At 37.5% G+C, this 18,127-nt stretch carries 11 protein-coding genes and 1 pseudogene; 5 read left to right on the top strand and 7 right to left on the bottom strand.

Features of this window, described 5'->3' with window-relative positions:
* The first annotated feature begins 86 nt into the window (after positions 1-86).
* The 3 genes from VEB00_01395 to VEB00_01405 all read left to right on the top strand — a co-directional run bounded on the left by VEB00_01395 (position 87) and on the right by VEB00_01405 (position 9,602).
* Complete coding sequence (locus tag VEB00_01395) at positions 87-6,593, top strand: SpvB/TcaC N-terminal domain-containing protein (GenBank protein HYF81672.1); 6,507 nt, start codon at positions 87-89, stop codon at positions 6,591-6,593.
* 20 nt (positions 6,594-6,613) lie between these two features.
* On the top strand, positions 6,614-7,579 hold the full coding sequence (locus VEB00_01400) for a hypothetical protein (GenBank protein HYF81673.1): 966 nt from the start codon (positions 6,614-6,616) through the stop codon (positions 7,577-7,579).
* 646 nt (positions 7,580-8,225) lie between these two features.
* Positions 8,226-9,602 (top strand): APC family permease, encoded by a 1,377-nt coding sequence (locus VEB00_01405; protein HYF81674.1) that lies wholly within the window; start codon positions 8,226-8,228, stop codon positions 9,600-9,602.
* A gap of 83 nt (positions 9,603-9,685) precedes the next feature.
* Here the strand turns inward: VEB00_01405 and VEB00_01410 are convergent, their stop codons facing one another.
* Positions 9,686-10,798, bottom strand: coding sequence for a cysteine desulfurase family protein (locus VEB00_01410; protein HYF81675.1), 1,113 nt, complete (start codon positions 10,796-10,798; stop codon positions 9,686-9,688).
* Positions 10,799-11,089: 291 nt separating this feature from the next.
* On the opposite strand from VEB00_01410, the gene VEB00_01415 reads away from it, so the two are divergent.
* Entirely contained in the window at positions 11,090-11,869 is a 780-nt protein-coding gene (locus tag VEB00_01415) for a DUF169 domain-containing protein (GenBank protein ID HYF81676.1), read from the top strand.
* 147 nt (positions 11,870-12,016) lie between these two features.
* Here VEB00_01415 and VEB00_01420 read toward each other — a convergent pair whose 3' ends face one another.
* The 5 genes and pseudogenes from VEB00_01420 to VEB00_01440 form a co-directional block, all read right to left on the bottom strand.
* Positions 12,017-12,301 (bottom strand): zinc-ribbon domain-containing protein, encoded by a 285-nt coding sequence (locus VEB00_01420; protein HYF81677.1) that lies wholly within the window; start codon positions 12,299-12,301, stop codon positions 12,017-12,019.
* Between the two features lie 188 nt (positions 12,302-12,489).
* A pseudogene (locus tag VEB00_01425) lies at positions 12,490-12,633 on the bottom strand (methyl-accepting chemotaxis protein).
* 300 nt (positions 12,634-12,933) lie between these two features.
* Positions 12,934-13,920 (bottom strand): hypothetical protein, encoded by a 987-nt coding sequence (locus VEB00_01430; protein HYF81678.1) that lies wholly within the window; start codon positions 13,918-13,920, stop codon positions 12,934-12,936.
* A gap of 71 nt (positions 13,921-13,991) precedes the next feature.
* Entirely contained in the window at positions 13,992-14,675 is a 684-nt protein-coding gene (locus VEB00_01435) for a hypothetical protein (protein ID HYF81679.1), read from the bottom strand.
* A gap of 119 nt (positions 14,676-14,794) precedes the next feature.
* On the bottom strand, positions 14,795-14,929 hold the full coding sequence (locus tag VEB00_01440) for a hypothetical protein (GenBank protein HYF81680.1): 135 nt from the start codon (positions 14,927-14,929) through the stop codon (positions 14,795-14,797).
* 294 nt (positions 14,930-15,223) lie between these two features.
* Between VEB00_01440 and VEB00_01445 the strand changes: the two genes are divergently transcribed.
* Positions 15,224-15,412: a hypothetical protein gene (locus VEB00_01445; GenBank protein ID HYF81681.1), complete on the top strand. Its 189-nt coding sequence runs from the start codon at positions 15,224-15,226 to the stop codon at positions 15,410-15,412.
* Between the two features lie 355 nt (positions 15,413-15,767).
* Here VEB00_01445 and VEB00_01450 read toward each other — a convergent pair whose 3' ends face one another.
* On the bottom strand, positions 15,768-17,621 hold the full coding sequence (locus VEB00_01450) for a DUF262 domain-containing protein (GenBank protein HYF81682.1): 1,854 nt from the start codon (positions 17,619-17,621) through the stop codon (positions 15,768-15,770).
* Positions 17,622-18,127: the final 506 nt, after the last annotated feature.

Here is an 18,127-nt window from a genome sequence, read left to right on the forward strand (position 1 = left end):
TTACTACAAGGTGTTAACATAAAATGACTACTTTAATGTTCGGCCAGTTTAATAAATAATAAATTATCAGAGGGAGGATGTTGAATTTGGAAGATAAATCAGGTGTCGGCCGTACGGCTGTTTCGCTTCCCCAGGGCGGAGGCGCAGCAATGGCATCGTCAGATTCTCTGACTGTGGACATGAGCAGGGGTGGCGGGAGCTATAGCGTTTCGATACAGGCTCCACCCGGCAGGGGAGGTCTGAACTCCGATTTGAGACTTAATTACAGCAGCACAACAGGCTTTGGTGCTGCGGGGCTTGGATGGAATCTGGATACTCCTCGAATATTCAGGAGAACAGATACAGGTGTTCCCACTTATAATGACAGCGAGGATGTGTTTTCGTATCAAGGTGAAGAACTTGTTTTTTGCGGAAACGGACAATACCGGGCTAAAATTGAAAAGAATTTTATGAAAATAGCTTACAATGGCGTATCCTGGGAAGCAAGAGACAGGATGGGAAGATTATATGTGTTCGGAGAAGCTGATTCAGAACGCTTATACAATCCTGCCAACCCTTCAGAGGTTTTTGCATGGCTTATAAGCCGTATCGAGGATACAAACGGAAATGTTATAAAATACTCCTACCGTAGAGATATGCGTACTATTACCCCTTCCCAGGGGCTATCCTTTCAGGCCTCACAATTATATCTTGATAAGATAGAATATAATCCCCATGGCTCCGGATGGCTTCACAAAATTCAAGTTACATATGATTATTCAGACCCTAACGGACCGGCAAGAGAAGATGCGCAACTCTCCTATAAGACAGGATTTCCACTATATACAGGTTTCCGATTGGCAAGAATAGACGTTTTTGCCGACATCAGCAGCGAATTCACCGGGCGGATCAGAAGCTATCTGGTTTCATATGATGAAGATCCGCACACAGGGTTTGCCTTATTAAAAAAAGTTACCGTTGAAGGCTATGATGATAATGGCAACATGCTTTCTTTGCCTCCTGTAACCTTTGAGTATTCAAGCCTGGATACTTCGCAGGCAAGCTTATGTACATTGGAAGGTGCACCACAAATTGATTTTGCCCAGGGCGATTTTGAATTAGTTGACCTTACGGCTAATGGAATTCCAGATATAATAAACACAACGCCCGGAAATCATACCTTTTGGTTGAATAATAACTGGAGGGAAGCCTCAGCTCTTCCACAAGGCCACAAGCATTTTGCACCGGGTACGCCAATGGCATCATCACCAAATATTTCTATTATGCAGCCGGATGCATTTCTGGCAGATGTCAGGGGACGTATGTCGGCAGACCTTCTTACCGGTACTGCTGTAGTTGACAGCCCAAGCTATAATGCGACTCATTCTGATATTCTGGCTCTCAATCTCAGATGGGGAAATACAAGCAACTTCACCAATCCACCGCCTTTCAATTTCAATGATGGTAATTCCAGAGTGGTTGATGTCTCAGGAAGAGGCGGAATGGATGTGCTTAGATGTGAAAACGGATACTTCAGATGCTGGTTGAATAAGCCGGACGGAAGCTACGAGGATAGAGGCACATCCCCTGCAATACCGGGACTATCCTTTCAGAACCCGGAATGGACTTTTGCTGATATCAACGGTGATGGTCTTTCCGATATTGTGCATGTACAGAATGGACGTATTGAGTATTACTTGAATAAAGGCGCTGGCTGCACCCAGGGAGCTTTGTTTCAAATGACTCCAATATTGATGGAGAACAGTCAGGCTCTTGCCCAAAGCAGTATGAATTGGGAGCCACAAAGGCTTATGTTCATGGATATTAATGGTGATGGTCTTGATGACGCAGTTTATATATACGCTGACAGATTAGTATATTGGATAAACCGGGGAGGATGGTCATGGAGCGGGATACATGAAATAATTTTCTCTGAGAACGGTTTCCCTGTAAGCCTTACCACAAATCGAGCTTCTATAAGGAAAGGGGATATGCTAGGTACGGGAATGCCCGGTATACTGTGGAGTGCTAATGCATGTCCCATACGGTTCATGGATATTACAGCAGGTAAGAAGCCCCTTTTGCTGACAGGTATAGATAACGGAGTGGGCGGAAAAACCACTATAAGCTATACCTCAACCGCTCGGGCCAATGGTAGAGAGTGGACAACAAGAATACCTTTTTCAGTCTATGTTATCAATGAAATTCAAAGGCTGGATACAATTACAGCCCATATTGAAAAGACAAAATACCGATTCTATGACGGAAAATACGATAAAGAGAAACGTGAATTTCTTGGTTTTGGAATAGTTGAAGAAGAAAAGGTTGGAGATGAAGGGACTCCGGATCCTTCATGTGAAACACGAATTACTATTACAAAGAATCATCTTGGAGAAAACAGTTCTCAAGATCCACTGCTGCGAGCCAAGGAAAGAGTCCTTGCGGGGCTTCCATATTGGCAGGCCATATCCGGAAAAGATACTTCACGCCCGTATCGAATTGCAGAATGGATTTATGAACCTTTTGTATGCAGGGATTTTAATACAGGAGCTGATTGCTTCGGTGCTAACGGTCTTTCGCAGCGGGATGCTGCCGGTAACGCAATTCCTGAACCTGTTTGTTCAGCCTCTGAAGCGCTGGAGTTAGAGTTATTCTATGACACTGCAGCAGCGAATGCTTACTTGGACAGGACCCAGTCATTAGGAGGCAACGCATCAATAAGCAGTAATAAAGCCACGGATAATAAAGTGGATATATTCGGACGCAATATGTCGCTGCTTGAAGCAAGCAACATAAAGATATCAGGAAGCAATGTAGCAGGGTATGAAAATATTTGCAGCATTTCAGCAACAGTTGCACCTGCAGTCTTCACAAATGCTTTGGTCGGGGCTTTAAAAATAATATGCAAAAAATGTGATATGAAAACAACTGTGACTGCATATGCGCAGAAGGAAGCTTCACATATTGTGCTTCCTGTTGCTAGGATTCTGACAAGGTCAAATGGAAAGGTTATTCAGGATACCCGGCGTTATTATGACGGCAACGCATATACTGGACTTGCTAGGGGACTTGTAGATAGAGGTAACCTTTCAAGGGAGGAAGTATTAATTCTTCGACAGGATCAATACCTTAAGGTATACAGTGATTTACCGGGGGGCACTCCTGATATGGCAGCATTAGGTTATATATATATGGAGTATGGGGAAAGGAAGAGGATATTATTCAAACCTCCGATTGATATTAGAGTACCGAAACTGCCGATACTAGAAAAGTTTCCGCCATTAGACCGGAAGCCTGTTGTTTTTCTGCCTGAAGGTTACGGATATTTTGTAAACACCCGCCGGTTAAAATATGCCGTGCTAGGTAATGGCAGTATTGCTTATGGAAATATATCCGGATCTCTTGACGCCTTTGGGAATGAGACACTTTTCGAATGGGATGCTTTTCATCTTAGTAATGTTTCAAAAAAGGATCCCGCCGGCAATTCAACATTAACAAAACTCAATTACAGAGTGTCAAAAAGCGCTGTTACTACCGATGCAAACGGCAATTCTACCTATATGGAGTATGATGCCCTAGGCAGGCTGGTTAAAATTATTAAACCCGGTGATAATACAGCCTTTCCGACTATTAAATACGAGTACCATACTTCAATATTGCCGATTTGCATGAAAACAAGCTTGCGCGAAGAAGCAAATTTGCCTGGAACTCATGATTATACAGAGTATATGGATGGCTGGGGCAGACAGCTGCAAAACAGGCTTGAAGCTGAAAATGGCACATTTACCGTAAGCGGCTGTACCGCTTATAATTTCCGCGGCGGAATTATGGATAAATATGTACCGTATTTTGATAATTATATGGATTATTCTGATGTAAAACGAGGGGCAGCATTCTACAAAACTAAAATAGATGCTCTTGACCGGAAGACAGCCTATGTACATCCTGACGGGAGACGAAGTGTATTGAAATACAAGGGCTTTGAGGTTGAGGAATATGATAGGGAAGATATGTTTCGTGCATCTTCTCATTATGCCACTCCGACAAAAATGGTCTATGATACCAGGGGAAACCTTGTAGAAGTCTATCAGAGAAGTGATAATTCCACTATCCATACGATTTATGAATACGACATCCTCAACTTGCTGACTGCGATTAAGCCAGAGGGCGGACCTTCAGGCACTCCTGTAATTAATTATATGTATGACCTGCTTGGACGCCGTTTACGTGCTGAGCATATTCATGGAGGAGCAGTTAGGGCTGTTTTTGATGTGCGGGGGCTTAAAGCTTTCGAATGCAATGGTCTTGATAATGTTGTTATACAGAAGTTTGACAAGGTTGGCCGAATTATTGAAAAAAGCTTTTCAAACTCTGCTGAACCGCCGATACAATATACTTATATCGATTCAGGCACTGCTTTCCCCAGGGGAACTAACCTTATTGGCAGGCTCAGCTGTGTTAGGGATGCTCTTGGTACGGCTGAATTTACTTACAATTCCAGAGGACATCTTACAAGGCATTTGAGAACCTGGGATGAAGAAGGAGTTAAAGCCGAATACCGTGTTGATTTCAGATATGATTCTGCCGACAGGCTTATACGTACAATATATCCTTCGCTTAACGGAGGAAAAGACAGAATTTCTGTATATAGCAAACATGGCACTGGTAACTTGCTTGAATCCATAGAGTATGTATGTGCTTTACAAACAAATACCCTGGTCAAAAACATTGATTACGATGCAAGAGGAATGCGAAAGCTTGTAGAATTCGGAAGCGGGCTTGTTACAGAATTTAATTACGACGAGAATAACCTTTGGCTTTCAGGGCTTAAGACCCATAATCCCGGGAACTCCGTATTGCAGGATCTCGAATATTACCATGATTTAGAGGGTAACTTGATTGCCAGGTTGGACAAATGCTCGGATAATGCAGATATATACGGTTATGACGCACTTTATAGGCTTGTATCCTTTACAGAAGCTCAGGTTTCCCAATTGGGTACTATGCCCAAAGATTATACCGCATTGTTGAAAAAGCTCAGCTCATTAAACACACCGGCATTGTCATACAAATACTCTCCCATAGGAGATATTCTAGAATTAGGCGGTATAGGGGCCTATAAATATGCTCAAGCGTCAGGTACTGTTTCCGCAAACTTTGCAGCAGGAGGCTGCGAGTACATATTTGATAAAGCGGGGCGACTTTCGGAAAAAAGATCGACAAGTGCCAACCCTGCTGTTGAAGATAGTTACTTCTATGATTGCGAGGGCAGGCTGACAAGAATTGAACAATTTGACAATGACCAGGTTATTGAGATTACATATGACTATGAAGGTGAGAGAATCAGCAAACTTGTGAAAGAGCTATCCACCGGCAAGCTAATCTCGGAAACAAGGTATATTGGAAGATGGGTTGTGTTGGAGCATTCTGCCGGTCAGACTAGCTGGAGTGCTTTCCGTCTGTATGTTTTTGATGAGAACAAGCGAATTGCAGAGCTTGATGCAAAGGGAAACATTGTAGAATACATCCATGCAGACCACCTGGGAAGTGCTTCCGCAATCTGTGATAAAAGCGGAAATAGCCTTGGGGTGTTGCGTTATAAACCCTTCGGTGAGGAAATGAATTCGACCGTATGCAGCAGTTTCAGATATCGCTACAATGGGAAGGAAACAGATAACGAGCTTGGTCTTGTGAACTTTGGAGCAAGATACTATATTCCCCTGGTAGGAAGATGGGCATCCATAGACCCCGCAATATACAGTGAGCCGGAGAAGCTGATTAAAAATCCTCAGGGGCTAAATGTTTACGCCTATGCTTTGAATAATCCTGTGACACTGGTTGACCCTGTAGGTAAATCAGCGACAAAATATAAGGGTGAATATATAGATACCAGACAAAATATTGTCAGGAATATACCCATGGAAAACGGCACGGTTATGGCTGTGACCTACCGGATAGTTGAAGCAAAGCCCGGTACATGGCTCAGTAAAATTACCTATGATTTCGGCTTAGGAAAGTACTACTCCAAGGAGCAGGGTTATGGTGCTTATGATAGAAACATAATTTTCCCCGTTAATGAATCCGCCTCACAGAAATATAATCCTGACAGGATAAAACCAAGTGAACAGTTTGCAGTTGCTGTGTCAGCAAGAGTTCTTGCTCCTGAAACGCTTAATTTTGAAGGAAGCACCATCACTGCAGGAATGCCGAAACAATTCTCAAAGGATTGGGCATTTAGGACTATCGTGGGTGGTGGACTTGGTATAACTCCTGTTGCGGGAGAAGCAGTCACATTGGAAATTAAAAATCTGAGGGCTCCCGGTAGTACTGCAATGTTCACCTATGCAGGAGCGGGTATCGGAGTATCTGCCGGCGTAGGCTCGTTATGCGGACTAAGTGACTGGACTAAATTCCATACAGGTGATTATCTCAGTCTTAGTGATTTTGAAGGTCGTGCTATGCATGGCTCTATAGGATTAGGATATGGTACAGATGAATTTGTTCTTTTTGGGCCAAAAAACAAAGGCAAGACAGATAGCCCAGTTTCATTGAAAAGCTCCGGCCCTGGAGGTTATTTCGGTGCAAGTGCCACTGACGGATATCTTAGTAAATAGTCACCATTAAGGAGTTGTTGATGGTAATGCCTTCATGGTCAATGATAGAAAGCTTATTAAATGATAGAACAGAGTATTTGCTAAACAACAACCATAACAAATTTAATATTTCAGATGGATTATTTTCACCTTTCGAGCTGTCAGTGGACGCTTTGAGCGGAAAGTACGGGGCCCTATATGTGACCCCGGAAATACCCGCTTCAAAACTGTCGGAGAGACTGGAAGAAAATCTTCATGGAATTGCCCGGGAAGTCGGGCTTTCGGATAACGTGAAGAGGTTTGTTGCTGCCGCATATGAATCGCCCGCTCCTAATACTTTAATTCGCTTAGGCTATGCAGCCAGGGGCGATGACAGAACATTTTACATGAATAAGCTCAGACCACGCATACTATATGATTTTCTGACTGGCATTGGAATGGCAGATTTTGCAGGACGTATAAAAAAAACATGCTTTTCTTTCTGTATCACTGATGAACATTTACATAATGAACCGGAATATTTAAAAAATATCAATGGATTTCCTTATTATTTAGGAATGTCTTTCGGGTATGCAGGGGCAAAGACCGGTAAATACAAAGCTTACATAGTTTTGCCGGAATGCAGCATACAAAGTCTATATGATTATATTGAGGTATCAGGAGGGAAAGAATGGGCACAGACCTTAATCGGAGCTTCAAGACTGATTTATGGTGACTGCCAGTTTTACAGGGGTGGAAGAATAACCTTGACAATATCCAGCAGTTCACTAAAACCGGGAGTGTCTTTTTATCTTGGTGATCATGCATCTGACTCTGCAAAAATTATACTTTGTTTTGCTTTGTGCTCCTTTCTGCAATTACCTCTTACACACATAGCATCTTTTGCATCAGTTTTATCGCAAATTTTTGACTGGAAGCATACAAAACAGCTCAGTTATTTTTCAATAGAACCCCACGGTCCTTCAGGTGCAAGGCTCAGGCTGTGGCTGAGAAGTGGGGATGCTTAAAGGGACGGTTCTTGATTAGTTTGTGTAACAAGCACCGAACAAAAGAACTTAATTGAGAAATATAAAAAACTCTGGGGACAAAATCCTCAGAGTTGCTTGCTTTTTATGGCGGAGAGAGAGGGATTCGAACCCTCGGACCGCGTTAACAGTCACACGATTTCCAGGTAAGTATGGGTGTTTTTAGATTGGTTTATTGAATTTTAGTTTACTTGAGAAATGTTGACTTTACAATGGCTTAACGCATGTTAATTGTTTAATTTGCATTAGTATATACCTTTAAGTTTTTTTGTGTTATTACCATAGTGTTACCACGAAAACTCTCCTATATAATAACTGGCAGACTCACTTTGGGAATAGAGTGATTTAAAAGGGGTTACTATCAATAACCAACTAAACATAGTGCCTGGGAAACTCCGAATTTGTATATTTATTTTTTACCTTGTATATTTATTTAGTGCCCATAGTTTTTCGGAGGTTTCCTAGGCACTATATTTAAGCCGAGCGAGTTTTCTATTATTTGTTTAATAGTTGCAATTATCGAATAATTATACAAAATTATTTGCTTATTGTTAGAAAATATAATAAAATAGCGGCATTACAAAAATTTATAGATTATACATTATACATTATGAAGGGGATGGTTTTTATGGAGACAAAATTAGAAAAAAAGTATGGTCTACTTACGGCGATAGCAATGGTTGTTGGTATTGTTATAGGTAGCGGAGTTTTCTTTAAAGCAGAAAAAGTTTTAACTGCGACTGGAGGAAATCTTACATTAGGTATACTAGCTTGGGTTATAGGTGGTATCATTATGATTGCCTGTGCCTATACTTTTGCTGTAATGTCAACTAAATATCAGTATGTAAACGGTGTAGTAGATTATGCAGAAGCTACAATGGGCAGAAAATACGGATACTATGTTGGATGGTTTATGGCATTGATTTACTATCCAACATTGACATCAGTATTAGCCTGGGTTTCGGCCAGATATACTTCTGTATTATTTGGGTTTTCAATTACCGGTGGAGAGTGCATGACTATTGCAGCTCTATTTTTGATAGGCAGCTATGCATTAAATGCATTATCACCAGTTTTAGCAGGTAAATTTCAAGTTAGTACAACTATAATAAAACTTATTCCACTAATTTTAATGGCTATAGTTGGAACAATCGTAGGTATCAGTAGTGGTATGACTGTAAATAACTTTACAACTGTAGTAACAAAAATCAGTACTACTAATGCATTATTTACAGCTGTTGTTGCGACAGCTTTTGCATATGAGGGTTGGATTATTGCTACATGTATCAATGCTGAATTAAGAGATGCAAAGAAAAATCTTCCATTAGCTCTTGTTGGAGGAACTTTTACTATAATGGTTGTTTATATTCTTTATTATATTGGATTGGCTGGAGCAGTACCAAACGAAGTTATGATGGCCGGTGGTGAAGCAGGAGCAAAACTAGCATTTCAAACAGTATTTTCGACTTTAGGTGGTTCACTAATCTTTGTATTTGTTATTATTTCTTGTTTAGGAACTTTAAACGGATTAATGCTTGGATGTACACGTGGTCTTTATTCAATAGCAGTAAGAGGCTTTGGACCAAAGCCAAATGTATATAATCAGGTTGATAGCATGACAAATATGCCAACAAATTCATCTATCTTTGGTTTACTTCTTTGTGGTATATGGTTGTTCTTCTTCTATGGTGCTAATTTAACAAATCCTTGGTTTGGATTTTTCTGTTTTGATTCTTCGGAATTACCTATAGTTACTATTTATGCAATGTATATTCCGATATTTTTTATGATGATAAAAAGAGAGAAAGACTTAAACTTCTTCAATAGATTTGTGGCGCCTACTGTTGCTTTAGCAGGATGTGTTTTCATGATAATTGCTGCCTGTTTTTCTCATAAGATGGCAGTCGTTGCATACCTGATCATATTTGCAGTTATAATGGGTATTGGTGCTATGTATGCAAATAAAAAAGTTGAAAGTAATAAATCCTTAGAAACGATGATGTAGTTTAATAAATCCTCTTATACATAAGTATGAGGGGATTTATTGCTGTAAGAGCATCAAAATAAAAGGGTGTACTTGAAACACCCTTATCTTAGTACTTTATATATCTTACTTATAACCGTGTCTATTTCATCCTTTGTAGTAAATCTACCAAGACTGAAACGTACAGCTCCATGTCCAACTTCATCCGAAACGCCCATAGCCTTTAAGACAGGGGATATTGTTGTCAAGCCTGAATGGCAGGCAGAACCTGTTGACGCTGCAACATCGTCCAAGCCGTTTAAAACCTCATGCCCGTTAAAACCGATAAAGCTGATATTCAAGGTGTTTGGAAGCCTTTTTTCAGGATGTCCGTTTAGTACAATTATTTCCCCGAAATTTACTTTAAGGCTGTTATAGAAATACTCTGTCATTAATTTTAAACTATCGCTTTTTAAGGTCTCTTTTGCAATTTCGCACGCTTTACCGAGGGCAACATCAAAAATGATATTCTCCGTTCCGGCACGCCTGCCGCTTTCATGTCCTGCACCATGTATTAAAGGCTCAATACTGATTCCTTTTCTCACGTATAAGGCACCGATACCCTTTGGTGCATAAAGCTTATGTCCAGCAACTGTTAGAAAATCAATGCCTAGCTCTTTGACATCAACAGGCACTTTACCTATTGATTGAGAAGCATCGGTATGAAACAGGATGTTATGTTTATGGCAAATATCTGAGATCTCCTTTATAGGCTGCAGTGTTCCAGTTTCATTGTTAGAATGCATAATTGTAACGAGTATGGTTTTGTCTGTTATAAGCTTTTCCAATGCAGTAATGTTTATTATTCCATACGGGTCAACAGGTACATATGAAATTTCATACCCCAGTCTTTCTAAATATTTGCACGGGTTCAAGACAGCCGGATGCTCTATCTGCGAGGTAATTATGTGATTGCCTTTATTTTTATATGAATAGGCAACCCCTTTTATAACCATATTGTTTGCTTCGCTGCCGCCACTTGTGAATATTATTTCTTCCGATTGACAGTTTAGCAAATCCGCTACCTGCTGCCTTGATTGCTCAACTGCTCTTTTTGTAGTAACACCCAATTCATGACTGCTCGATGGATTTCCAAAATTATCGAAAATGAAGGGGAGCATAGAGTCTGCAACTTGTTTGTCAATCGGGGTTGTAGCATTATAATCAAGATATATCATATAGTATTCCTTTCTGTTGACGGGGTTCACAGCCGAACCCTCGCCTTATTTTTATGACTTATCAATGTCTTTGCCACTTTCATATTCACAATATTGTACAAATATGCATATAAGAAAATAATATTAGCTTTTAGAATATATGTCAAGGAACTCTGACTACTGGCGAGAACAAAGGTAATTATTGTAATAAAAGCTGCTTGTAATACCATAGGGGCGTGGACGTTTAAATATATAATTGACTTTTGCTAGACGCTGTTTTGATATATTTTCTATAAAAGGGGGTCGTATTATATGAATATCAAAGCAATGGTAGAAGATTTAAACTGTGTCTTAGGCTTGGAAAGATATATAGTTGGTATTAACTTTATTTTTAATAAAGAAGAATATGAACTTTCAGCTGTTCCACAGGTAAGATACAAGCTGTCATATTGCAATATGGTTAAATTGGCCGCATCAGGTAAAAGTTTCAAAGCAGACATAAACAATTTTTTATGTATTGGTTCAGCAAAAGCACTAGGCTTGATAAAACCGGATTCAAATGCGACTTCAGGTAATGTTTATTATTCCTTCGGGCTTTATGACAGCTTATGTACTGCTAAGAATGTGCAAGAAGATGTAACATTTTTAGATCATCAGACGTATGGGGTTGTTGTTATGCCTCTGGAAAAATTCGAGGCTCAGCCGGATGTTGCTATATTTATAGTAAATCCATATCAAAGTATGAGAATACTACAGGGATATGCATATCACCATGGAGCAGCAAAGAATATAAAAATGGCGGGAAATTCTGGAATGTGCTCCGAATGCACGGCAACGACCTATGATACAAATGATATGAATTTGTCGCTCCTTTGTTCAAACACCAGGTTTTCTGCAAAGTGGAAGGATGATGAACTTGGCATTGGTATGCCATTTAATATGTTTGAAAAGGTTTGCGATGGTGTAATAAAAACAATTGGACCATGCGAACCAAACGAAAGGAAAATGAAGATTATTGCAAAATGCAAAGAAGCAGGTAAGAAGATAGATATTAGTTTGGATGGCAACTATTTTAAGAGCACTTCAAAATAATGCACAAGTGGAAATGTGAGGGAATTGGATGAAACTATATGAAATAGAGCAGAAGGTTTATTTAAACCTTTAGGTGCCTGGGAAACCTCCGAAAAAGTCGCAAGATTTGAATAAGCCACGTTTACTAGGAATAGTAAATCATTACCCCTATTTCCAATGCCACCAATTTTGAAATTTCCCAGTTATAGTTATTGCAAGACCTAATATTATGCAAACTGAACCTAAAGTGTAAGATCCTCCGTATGAATAAACAAATCCAAAAAATATTAAAATTCCACCTAGCACTATCTTGCCTTTGCCGATTCTAGGATTTACAATAAGTCGTTCTTTATTTTTATTATCACTAATACTATTTGGAGCTCCGCAATTTGGACATGAAGCTGCATTTCGACTTATTTGTTTGCCACAATCAGGACAAGTCACAAGAGCCATCTTAACCCCTCCACAATATTTATTAACCGAATATTTCAACAAAAACTTACATTTTCCCTTTATTTCCATAAAAAATAAATAGCACTATATTAAATAGTGCTATTAGTTAATTATCGGTTTCTTCTATAGGAAATATGGTGCCTGGCCTTATTCTATATATTTATATCTTAAACTTCCCAATAATCGCCTGTCTGTCCGAGTATATTAGCTGTTATTTCAGAAATCTGCACGGTGGATTTTGCTGTCTCCTCGGCTAGCTTTCTGATTTCGTTTGCTACCACAGCGAAGCCTTTTCCTGCATCACCGGCTCTAGCTGCTTCTATGGATGCATTGTAATCCTCCTCTGCTATTTGTATAAACTTATCCTATCATTTACTCCAATACCAGGATATGATTTATATCACACATTTGAAGGATTGTGAAAATGAGTGCCAGGAATTTAATTATCGGATTCGAATCCCTTTTCATGTTATTCTATATCATCAAATTACGGTCAATATTGATACGTTAATTAGAAGTCCATTAGAAGTATCTATGATACCTAACCCCATTGATCTACCTTGTATAGATGCTGATTCAACAAATATAATTATTTTATACTACATAATTTTATTAATCCTTGTGGTACTCATTCATATCTCATCTATATATGGTATATAGCATCTCTCTCCTGCTGCTGGGTTATCATTAAATGCTCTTACCCCATCATATCGGTTAAGTATGTAGCTGTTAAATTCGCCTTTATAAATTGGCTCTCCCTTAATATTAAATAATTCCCCAAAGCCATGTGCATATATATTTCCATTGTAATCTTCGTATAAAGCCCCTTTATATTTTAAAGTATTCTTGCCGTCTTGAGCATAAAAAACCTTTCCTAATCCGTTTTTCTTTCTTTCCCTCCACTCACCCTCATAAATCACTTGTCCGCTTTCATTGTAAATTGTTCCAAACCCTTCATAGCCATCAATAGGAACATCTTCATAATGATCATCTGAATCGTCGGGGGATAATGTATAACCCCCCGAATACTTTACATTACCTTTATATATATTATACTTTTCTCCATTGATATAAGCTTCTTCAACAAAGATACTACTTTCCCCCATATAATAAGATACAATATAATGAATTATTTCATTACCCATGTATCCATTATTGACATTATGCCGTATGGTATTATTGAAACAGCATTTAAAATCTAACTTTAATATTTTATTGTTATTAGTATCTTTATCCAATTTATAGAAATTGCAGAATCCTACTGGAATAAAATTATAAAATGGTTCACCATCCCAACTATGGTGTTCTAATACATAATAATTACCAATCATATTCCACCTTCGCCATGTGATAAAACCATAATGAATTTTGCTTTCACTAGAATATTCTTTGCTATAAATCTCTATACTATTATTGATCTGTTTAGTCCCTAAATTGTCTTTTGAATATACCAGGTCTCTATTATTATAAAATCCATCATTCGATTTACTATTATTAAAGTTTGCGCCTGCACCTACATTTTCTTTTATATTTTTTATAGATTTCACCATTTGACCACATTGGGGACAAAAAACAAGGTTTTCATCAACTAAACTTTTGCAATTTGAGCATAATCCCATATATCCTTACCCCCTTTATTACTTTTTGCTAAATAGATAAGTAGTATATAACCATCTCATAAATGCCAATATTAATTTGCTATACAGTATTTCTTTTTGTATTCAAGAGCTAAATCATAAAAACTTTCTGATATATCTAGATTATTGTATTGGTTAATACAATTATGTAAATCACCATTGCCATACAGTCTTTTATAGGATTCAAAGTAAAAATACTTTTCAATTATCGCAGCTATGTAATCCTGTTCAATGTCATAAATACTTTTTTTAGATTCAATATATGTATCATATCTGCTTTTGACAGGATCACTATGAATTCTAACTCCAAAGTAGCCAGTCGTATCATATGGTTCCATAACCATTTTTCTAGATTGAGTTTTTGTAGCCTCGAAGTATTTATAAAACTCATCTTTTGTTAATAGTTCGTAACTTCCATATCTACTAAATCTAATCTTTGCCATCAAATGACTAATCATCATAAATACATGTTGCTCATTAAAGGCCTCATTATTTAACAAGTACAGCTCATAGTATTTCTTTTCTAATAGTCTATTCTGATTTTTCTCCATATCTCTTTGTATACTCAATAAAAACTCTCTAGCATTTGCATCTAAATAAGTAAAGATCTCTTTTACCTTAGTTTCAAATGTTATATCTTTGTCCTTTCCCTCACAATAAAAACTTTTCATACCGCAGTTTCCTAGAGCTTGAGCATTAGCATCAAAATATTTGCCCATGAATCCTCCTTCTCTCATCGTCACATCATTCAACTGATTGAAATGAAGTAAACAATTATAAAAACATTCAATCCTATATCCTCATGGAATTATTCTACTTTTATGTAATAAAACCTCCAAATTTACATTTTATTCATTTACTTTTTTACTGGCACCACAAACCCTTTATTATTCTTGTCTTGTAATAGATTTAAAAGGTCTTGTGCCGATTCTTCATAGCCTTTTATTTCTACAAATGCTATCAGGGTATCAATCATTGGTATATATGGCATTTCAAAACCTCCTTGAATGTTGATTTATCTATATTTTGTACTTATATGGTTTTGTAACCCCTTCTGTTAGTAAGGAGGGGTGGTAAAGCATTTTAGCCTTAACCCTCAGTATCACATAAATCATGGAATGTGTCTTAAATAAAAGTAATTTATTCCAATTGGTCCTAAGCATCGGCCACTATTTTGGTAATATTTACATTTTCAATTGGATCCCGATAACCTCGTATTAATTTAGCATATGCTCGAATATATATGATGCAGGTACAAACTAAATTGTTACAGGAGATATTTATTATGAGCATTTTAAAAATTAATCCAACACCATCACTTCCTCCAACAAAATCATCCACATCAGGATACTCAAATAGTGGTGACAATAAAAGAGGCAATAAGGGCGGCAATGAAGGTAACTATAGTGGTTTAACATTCCAAGATATTTTTAAACAAAATCTGGATAAATATGGTGCCAAGCAAGTCAGTTAAACAGTTTTCATCTGCCCTACTTAGCTATATTGTAAGAATTCCGAAGTTAGTTATGTCAAACTAAATTTCAAGACAAAAAACAAAAAAAACGCTTCAATTCATTGAAACGTCACAATTCTTAATGGCGGAGAGAGAGGGATTCGAACCCTCGTACCGCGTTAACAGTAACACGATTTCCAGAAGGGCTAATACCCATTTAAGTATGTTCGTGTGATTAACTTTTGTTCTAATCATATTTAACTATTACCTTGGTGCCTAGTGTGTAATTTTAATTAGTTATATACACTTTCTGCATACTTCAACTAAACTGCCGTCAAAAGCGCGCCTCATGCAAAACAGATATATTCATTTCTCTTTATAACTCTTTATCTATGAGATTAAACATGTTAATCTGTTCTGACTTTGTATCATCTGGGGATATCTCAATTAAATTTTCAGAAATAAAGTTTGCATTAATAAGTGTTTTTTTATTCTCTATAAGCCCCTCAATTTTCGTTCTATTATTATTACACCAAGGATGAACTATTCTAGAGTTCTTAACTGCATTGCTCCCTCCTTTGGCACGAGCTTTCTTATGGTCTAACTGGTAAGAACCAAAGTCAATGGTGCCTCCACAAATTTCACATCTATAACAACTGCTAAAATAACTGTACATTTCTTGCTGTACTTTTGTACCTTTAGAAAAATGCTTGAATGGAGTACCATTATCTGTATTAATATCAGCTAAAAAGTCCTTAAGTATTTTCTTATCTACATGATTTGAATTTTGCATATAGTTTATAGCTATATCAACTGCAGATAATTTATCCTTCCTACCTTGAACTACGTAGTCTAATAATTGGTCTAGTACGTCAACATGATTTTTACTAAGTCTAGCAGGCCCCGCACCTTTTCTGCTCAATGACCGGAATATATAATCCTTGCACAACATCCATACTTCTTCAAAAACATCTCTATTCAGTGATAAAGTCAATTTTAATTGTTTTACGTCCTCATCAGACTCTTTAGTAAACCACATAAGAAATAGTAGAAATAACATTTGCCTAAATTGCCCTTTAGATGTATAAAAGTAAAAGGCAGGACAAATTCCTAAACTTTGTGGTTTATTTCCCAGTATTTGTGTTAACAATCCGTTAAGTTTTTCTAATTGATTCTGAGTTTCTACGGCAACTACAGTATTATCTTTTTCCTCAGCATATTTTTCTAAAGTCTTATTAATATTATTTCCGCCAGTTTGTCCATGATTAACAACAGTAAATAGATTTTGCAAGAATTCATATCTATCAAAACTTAGTTGCTTTTTTAAAATACACAATGGATATTCAGTAATTTTTATTTTAGTTGATAGGTTATCTGAAGGCGATAGTAATAAAGTGTATAAACCTTTACTTATCTCATTACATCTATCTTTCCCATCAATCCACAGAAATTCCTTTCTCCCATTACTAATAATACCAGCCATAGCTCTAGCAACTGGTGACCTTCTATTATTTAAATAAGTCGCTTCTTCAGGTGACAAAGGCGTACCTCCCATGTTAATATTAATGAATGATTGTTCCGCAATTTCATAATCACCTGTAACCCATTGTATTGGAATTCTTAGCGAAGTATTCAAATTATATGCAAACCTTCCTTTTGATTCTGTATCAATAGGTAAAACATCAGCAGGATTTTGTCTGCCATCTACAGCTTTTTTAAATGCTTTTCTAGCAGTAAGGCATTCCTTATAACTACCAATTTGTTCTTTGATAATACCTCGGATTCTTTTAGAAGCTGATAGTTCATCTTCTTCTATATAACCATATTCTAATGCCTGCTTTGAATCACCCCAATCGTCCATTAACCAAGCTCTTATAACAGATAGCCTATGAGCTCCATCTAGTACAAAGATATGACCTGTTAATGTATTTAGCCAAAAGATTACACCTGGTATAACCTGATTACCTCTTAACGTTTGTAATAGATTTATACACTTATTATCGTCCCAGTGATTTGTAGGTCTTTGAAATTCTGGTTTTCTTAATCTATCCCAAATTGAAAGACCTGCCTCATCATCAAAGAAATCTCTTAATTCTAAATGTGACTTTTGATGTAACTGTGCTTCTTCTGACTTTGGTATCTGCTCAATTTCACCTGATGTCATCAATGCTTCTGATGGTATATGGTGGTCAAGATTAACATTTACTTTTGAATTCATTTTAGTATCCATTTCTTCACCCCCTGAATTCTTGTTACTTCTAAGAATAATTATATCACTAGTATGTATTCTTTTCTTTACCAAACTGCCAACTTATTCATTACCAGATAGTATCAAAAATTACATCCAGCCATTGTTCCGACATATTCTCTGCAAGAGACTCATAATCCAGTCATGGTTAGGCTACCTTGTATACTGTTGCCATTCTCGGAAATCTAGCCAATATTGTCTGCAGTATAGCCAAAAAACCTCTTGGTCGTTAATTGCCTTAAGTATATTAAGATGTCCCAAATGAAAGCTTGATAAACCATGTTGTGTTTTTAACATGCTATTTTGAACTCCTCATACTTGAGCTCATAAGTAGGGAATTAGGTACTAGGGAAACCGCTGAAAAACGGCTATAAAAAATAAGATTTTTCTTCGGGTTGAATGATTATGCATTGGATTTTTTATCAATTACCTTTATATGTTAAAGTATCTTTGGTTATTCGTATATATAAGCACATATAGCACTTTAT

It is taken from the genome of Clostridia bacterium, assembly GCA_035628995.1.
Taxonomy (GTDB): Bacteria; Bacillota; Clostridia; order Lutisporales; family Lutisporaceae; genus BRH-c25.

Excerpts from the sequence above, each read along its gene's own strand:
- VEB00_01400 (HYF81673.1), top strand. The coding sequence starts at position 6,614 with ATGGTAATGCCTTCATGGTCAATGATAGAAAGCTTATTAAATGATAGA.
- VEB00_01445 (HYF81681.1), top strand. The coding sequence starts at position 15,224 with ATGAGCATTTTAAAAATTAATCCAACACCATCACTTCCTCCAACAAAA.
- VEB00_01420 (HYF81677.1), bottom strand. The coding sequence starts at position 12,301 with ATGGCTCTTGTGACTTGTCCTGATTGTGGCAAACAAATAAGTCGAAAT.
- VEB00_01405 (HYF81674.1), top strand. The coding sequence starts at position 8,226 with ATGGAGACAAAATTAGAAAAAAAGTATGGTCTACTTACGGCGATAGCA.
- VEB00_01415 (HYF81676.1), top strand. The coding sequence starts at position 11,090 with ATGAATATCAAAGCAATGGTAGAAGATTTAAACTGTGTCTTAGGCTTG.
- VEB00_01440 (HYF81680.1), bottom strand. The coding sequence starts at position 14,929 with ATGCCATATATACCAATGATTGATACCCTGATAGCATTTGTAGAAATA.
- VEB00_01435 (HYF81679.1), bottom strand. The coding sequence starts at position 14,675 with ATGAGAGAAGGAGGATTCATGGGCAAATATTTTGATGCTAATGCTCAA.
- VEB00_01410 (HYF81675.1), bottom strand. The coding sequence starts at position 10,798 with ATGATATATCTTGATTATAATGCTACAACCCCGATTGACAAACAAGTT.
- VEB00_01450 (HYF81682.1), bottom strand. The coding sequence starts at position 17,621 with ATGGATACTAAAATGAATTCAAAAGTAAATGTTAATCTTGACCACCAT.
- VEB00_01430 (HYF81678.1), bottom strand. The coding sequence starts at position 13,920 with ATGGGATTATGCTCAAATTGCAAAAGTTTAGTTGATGAAAACCTTGTT.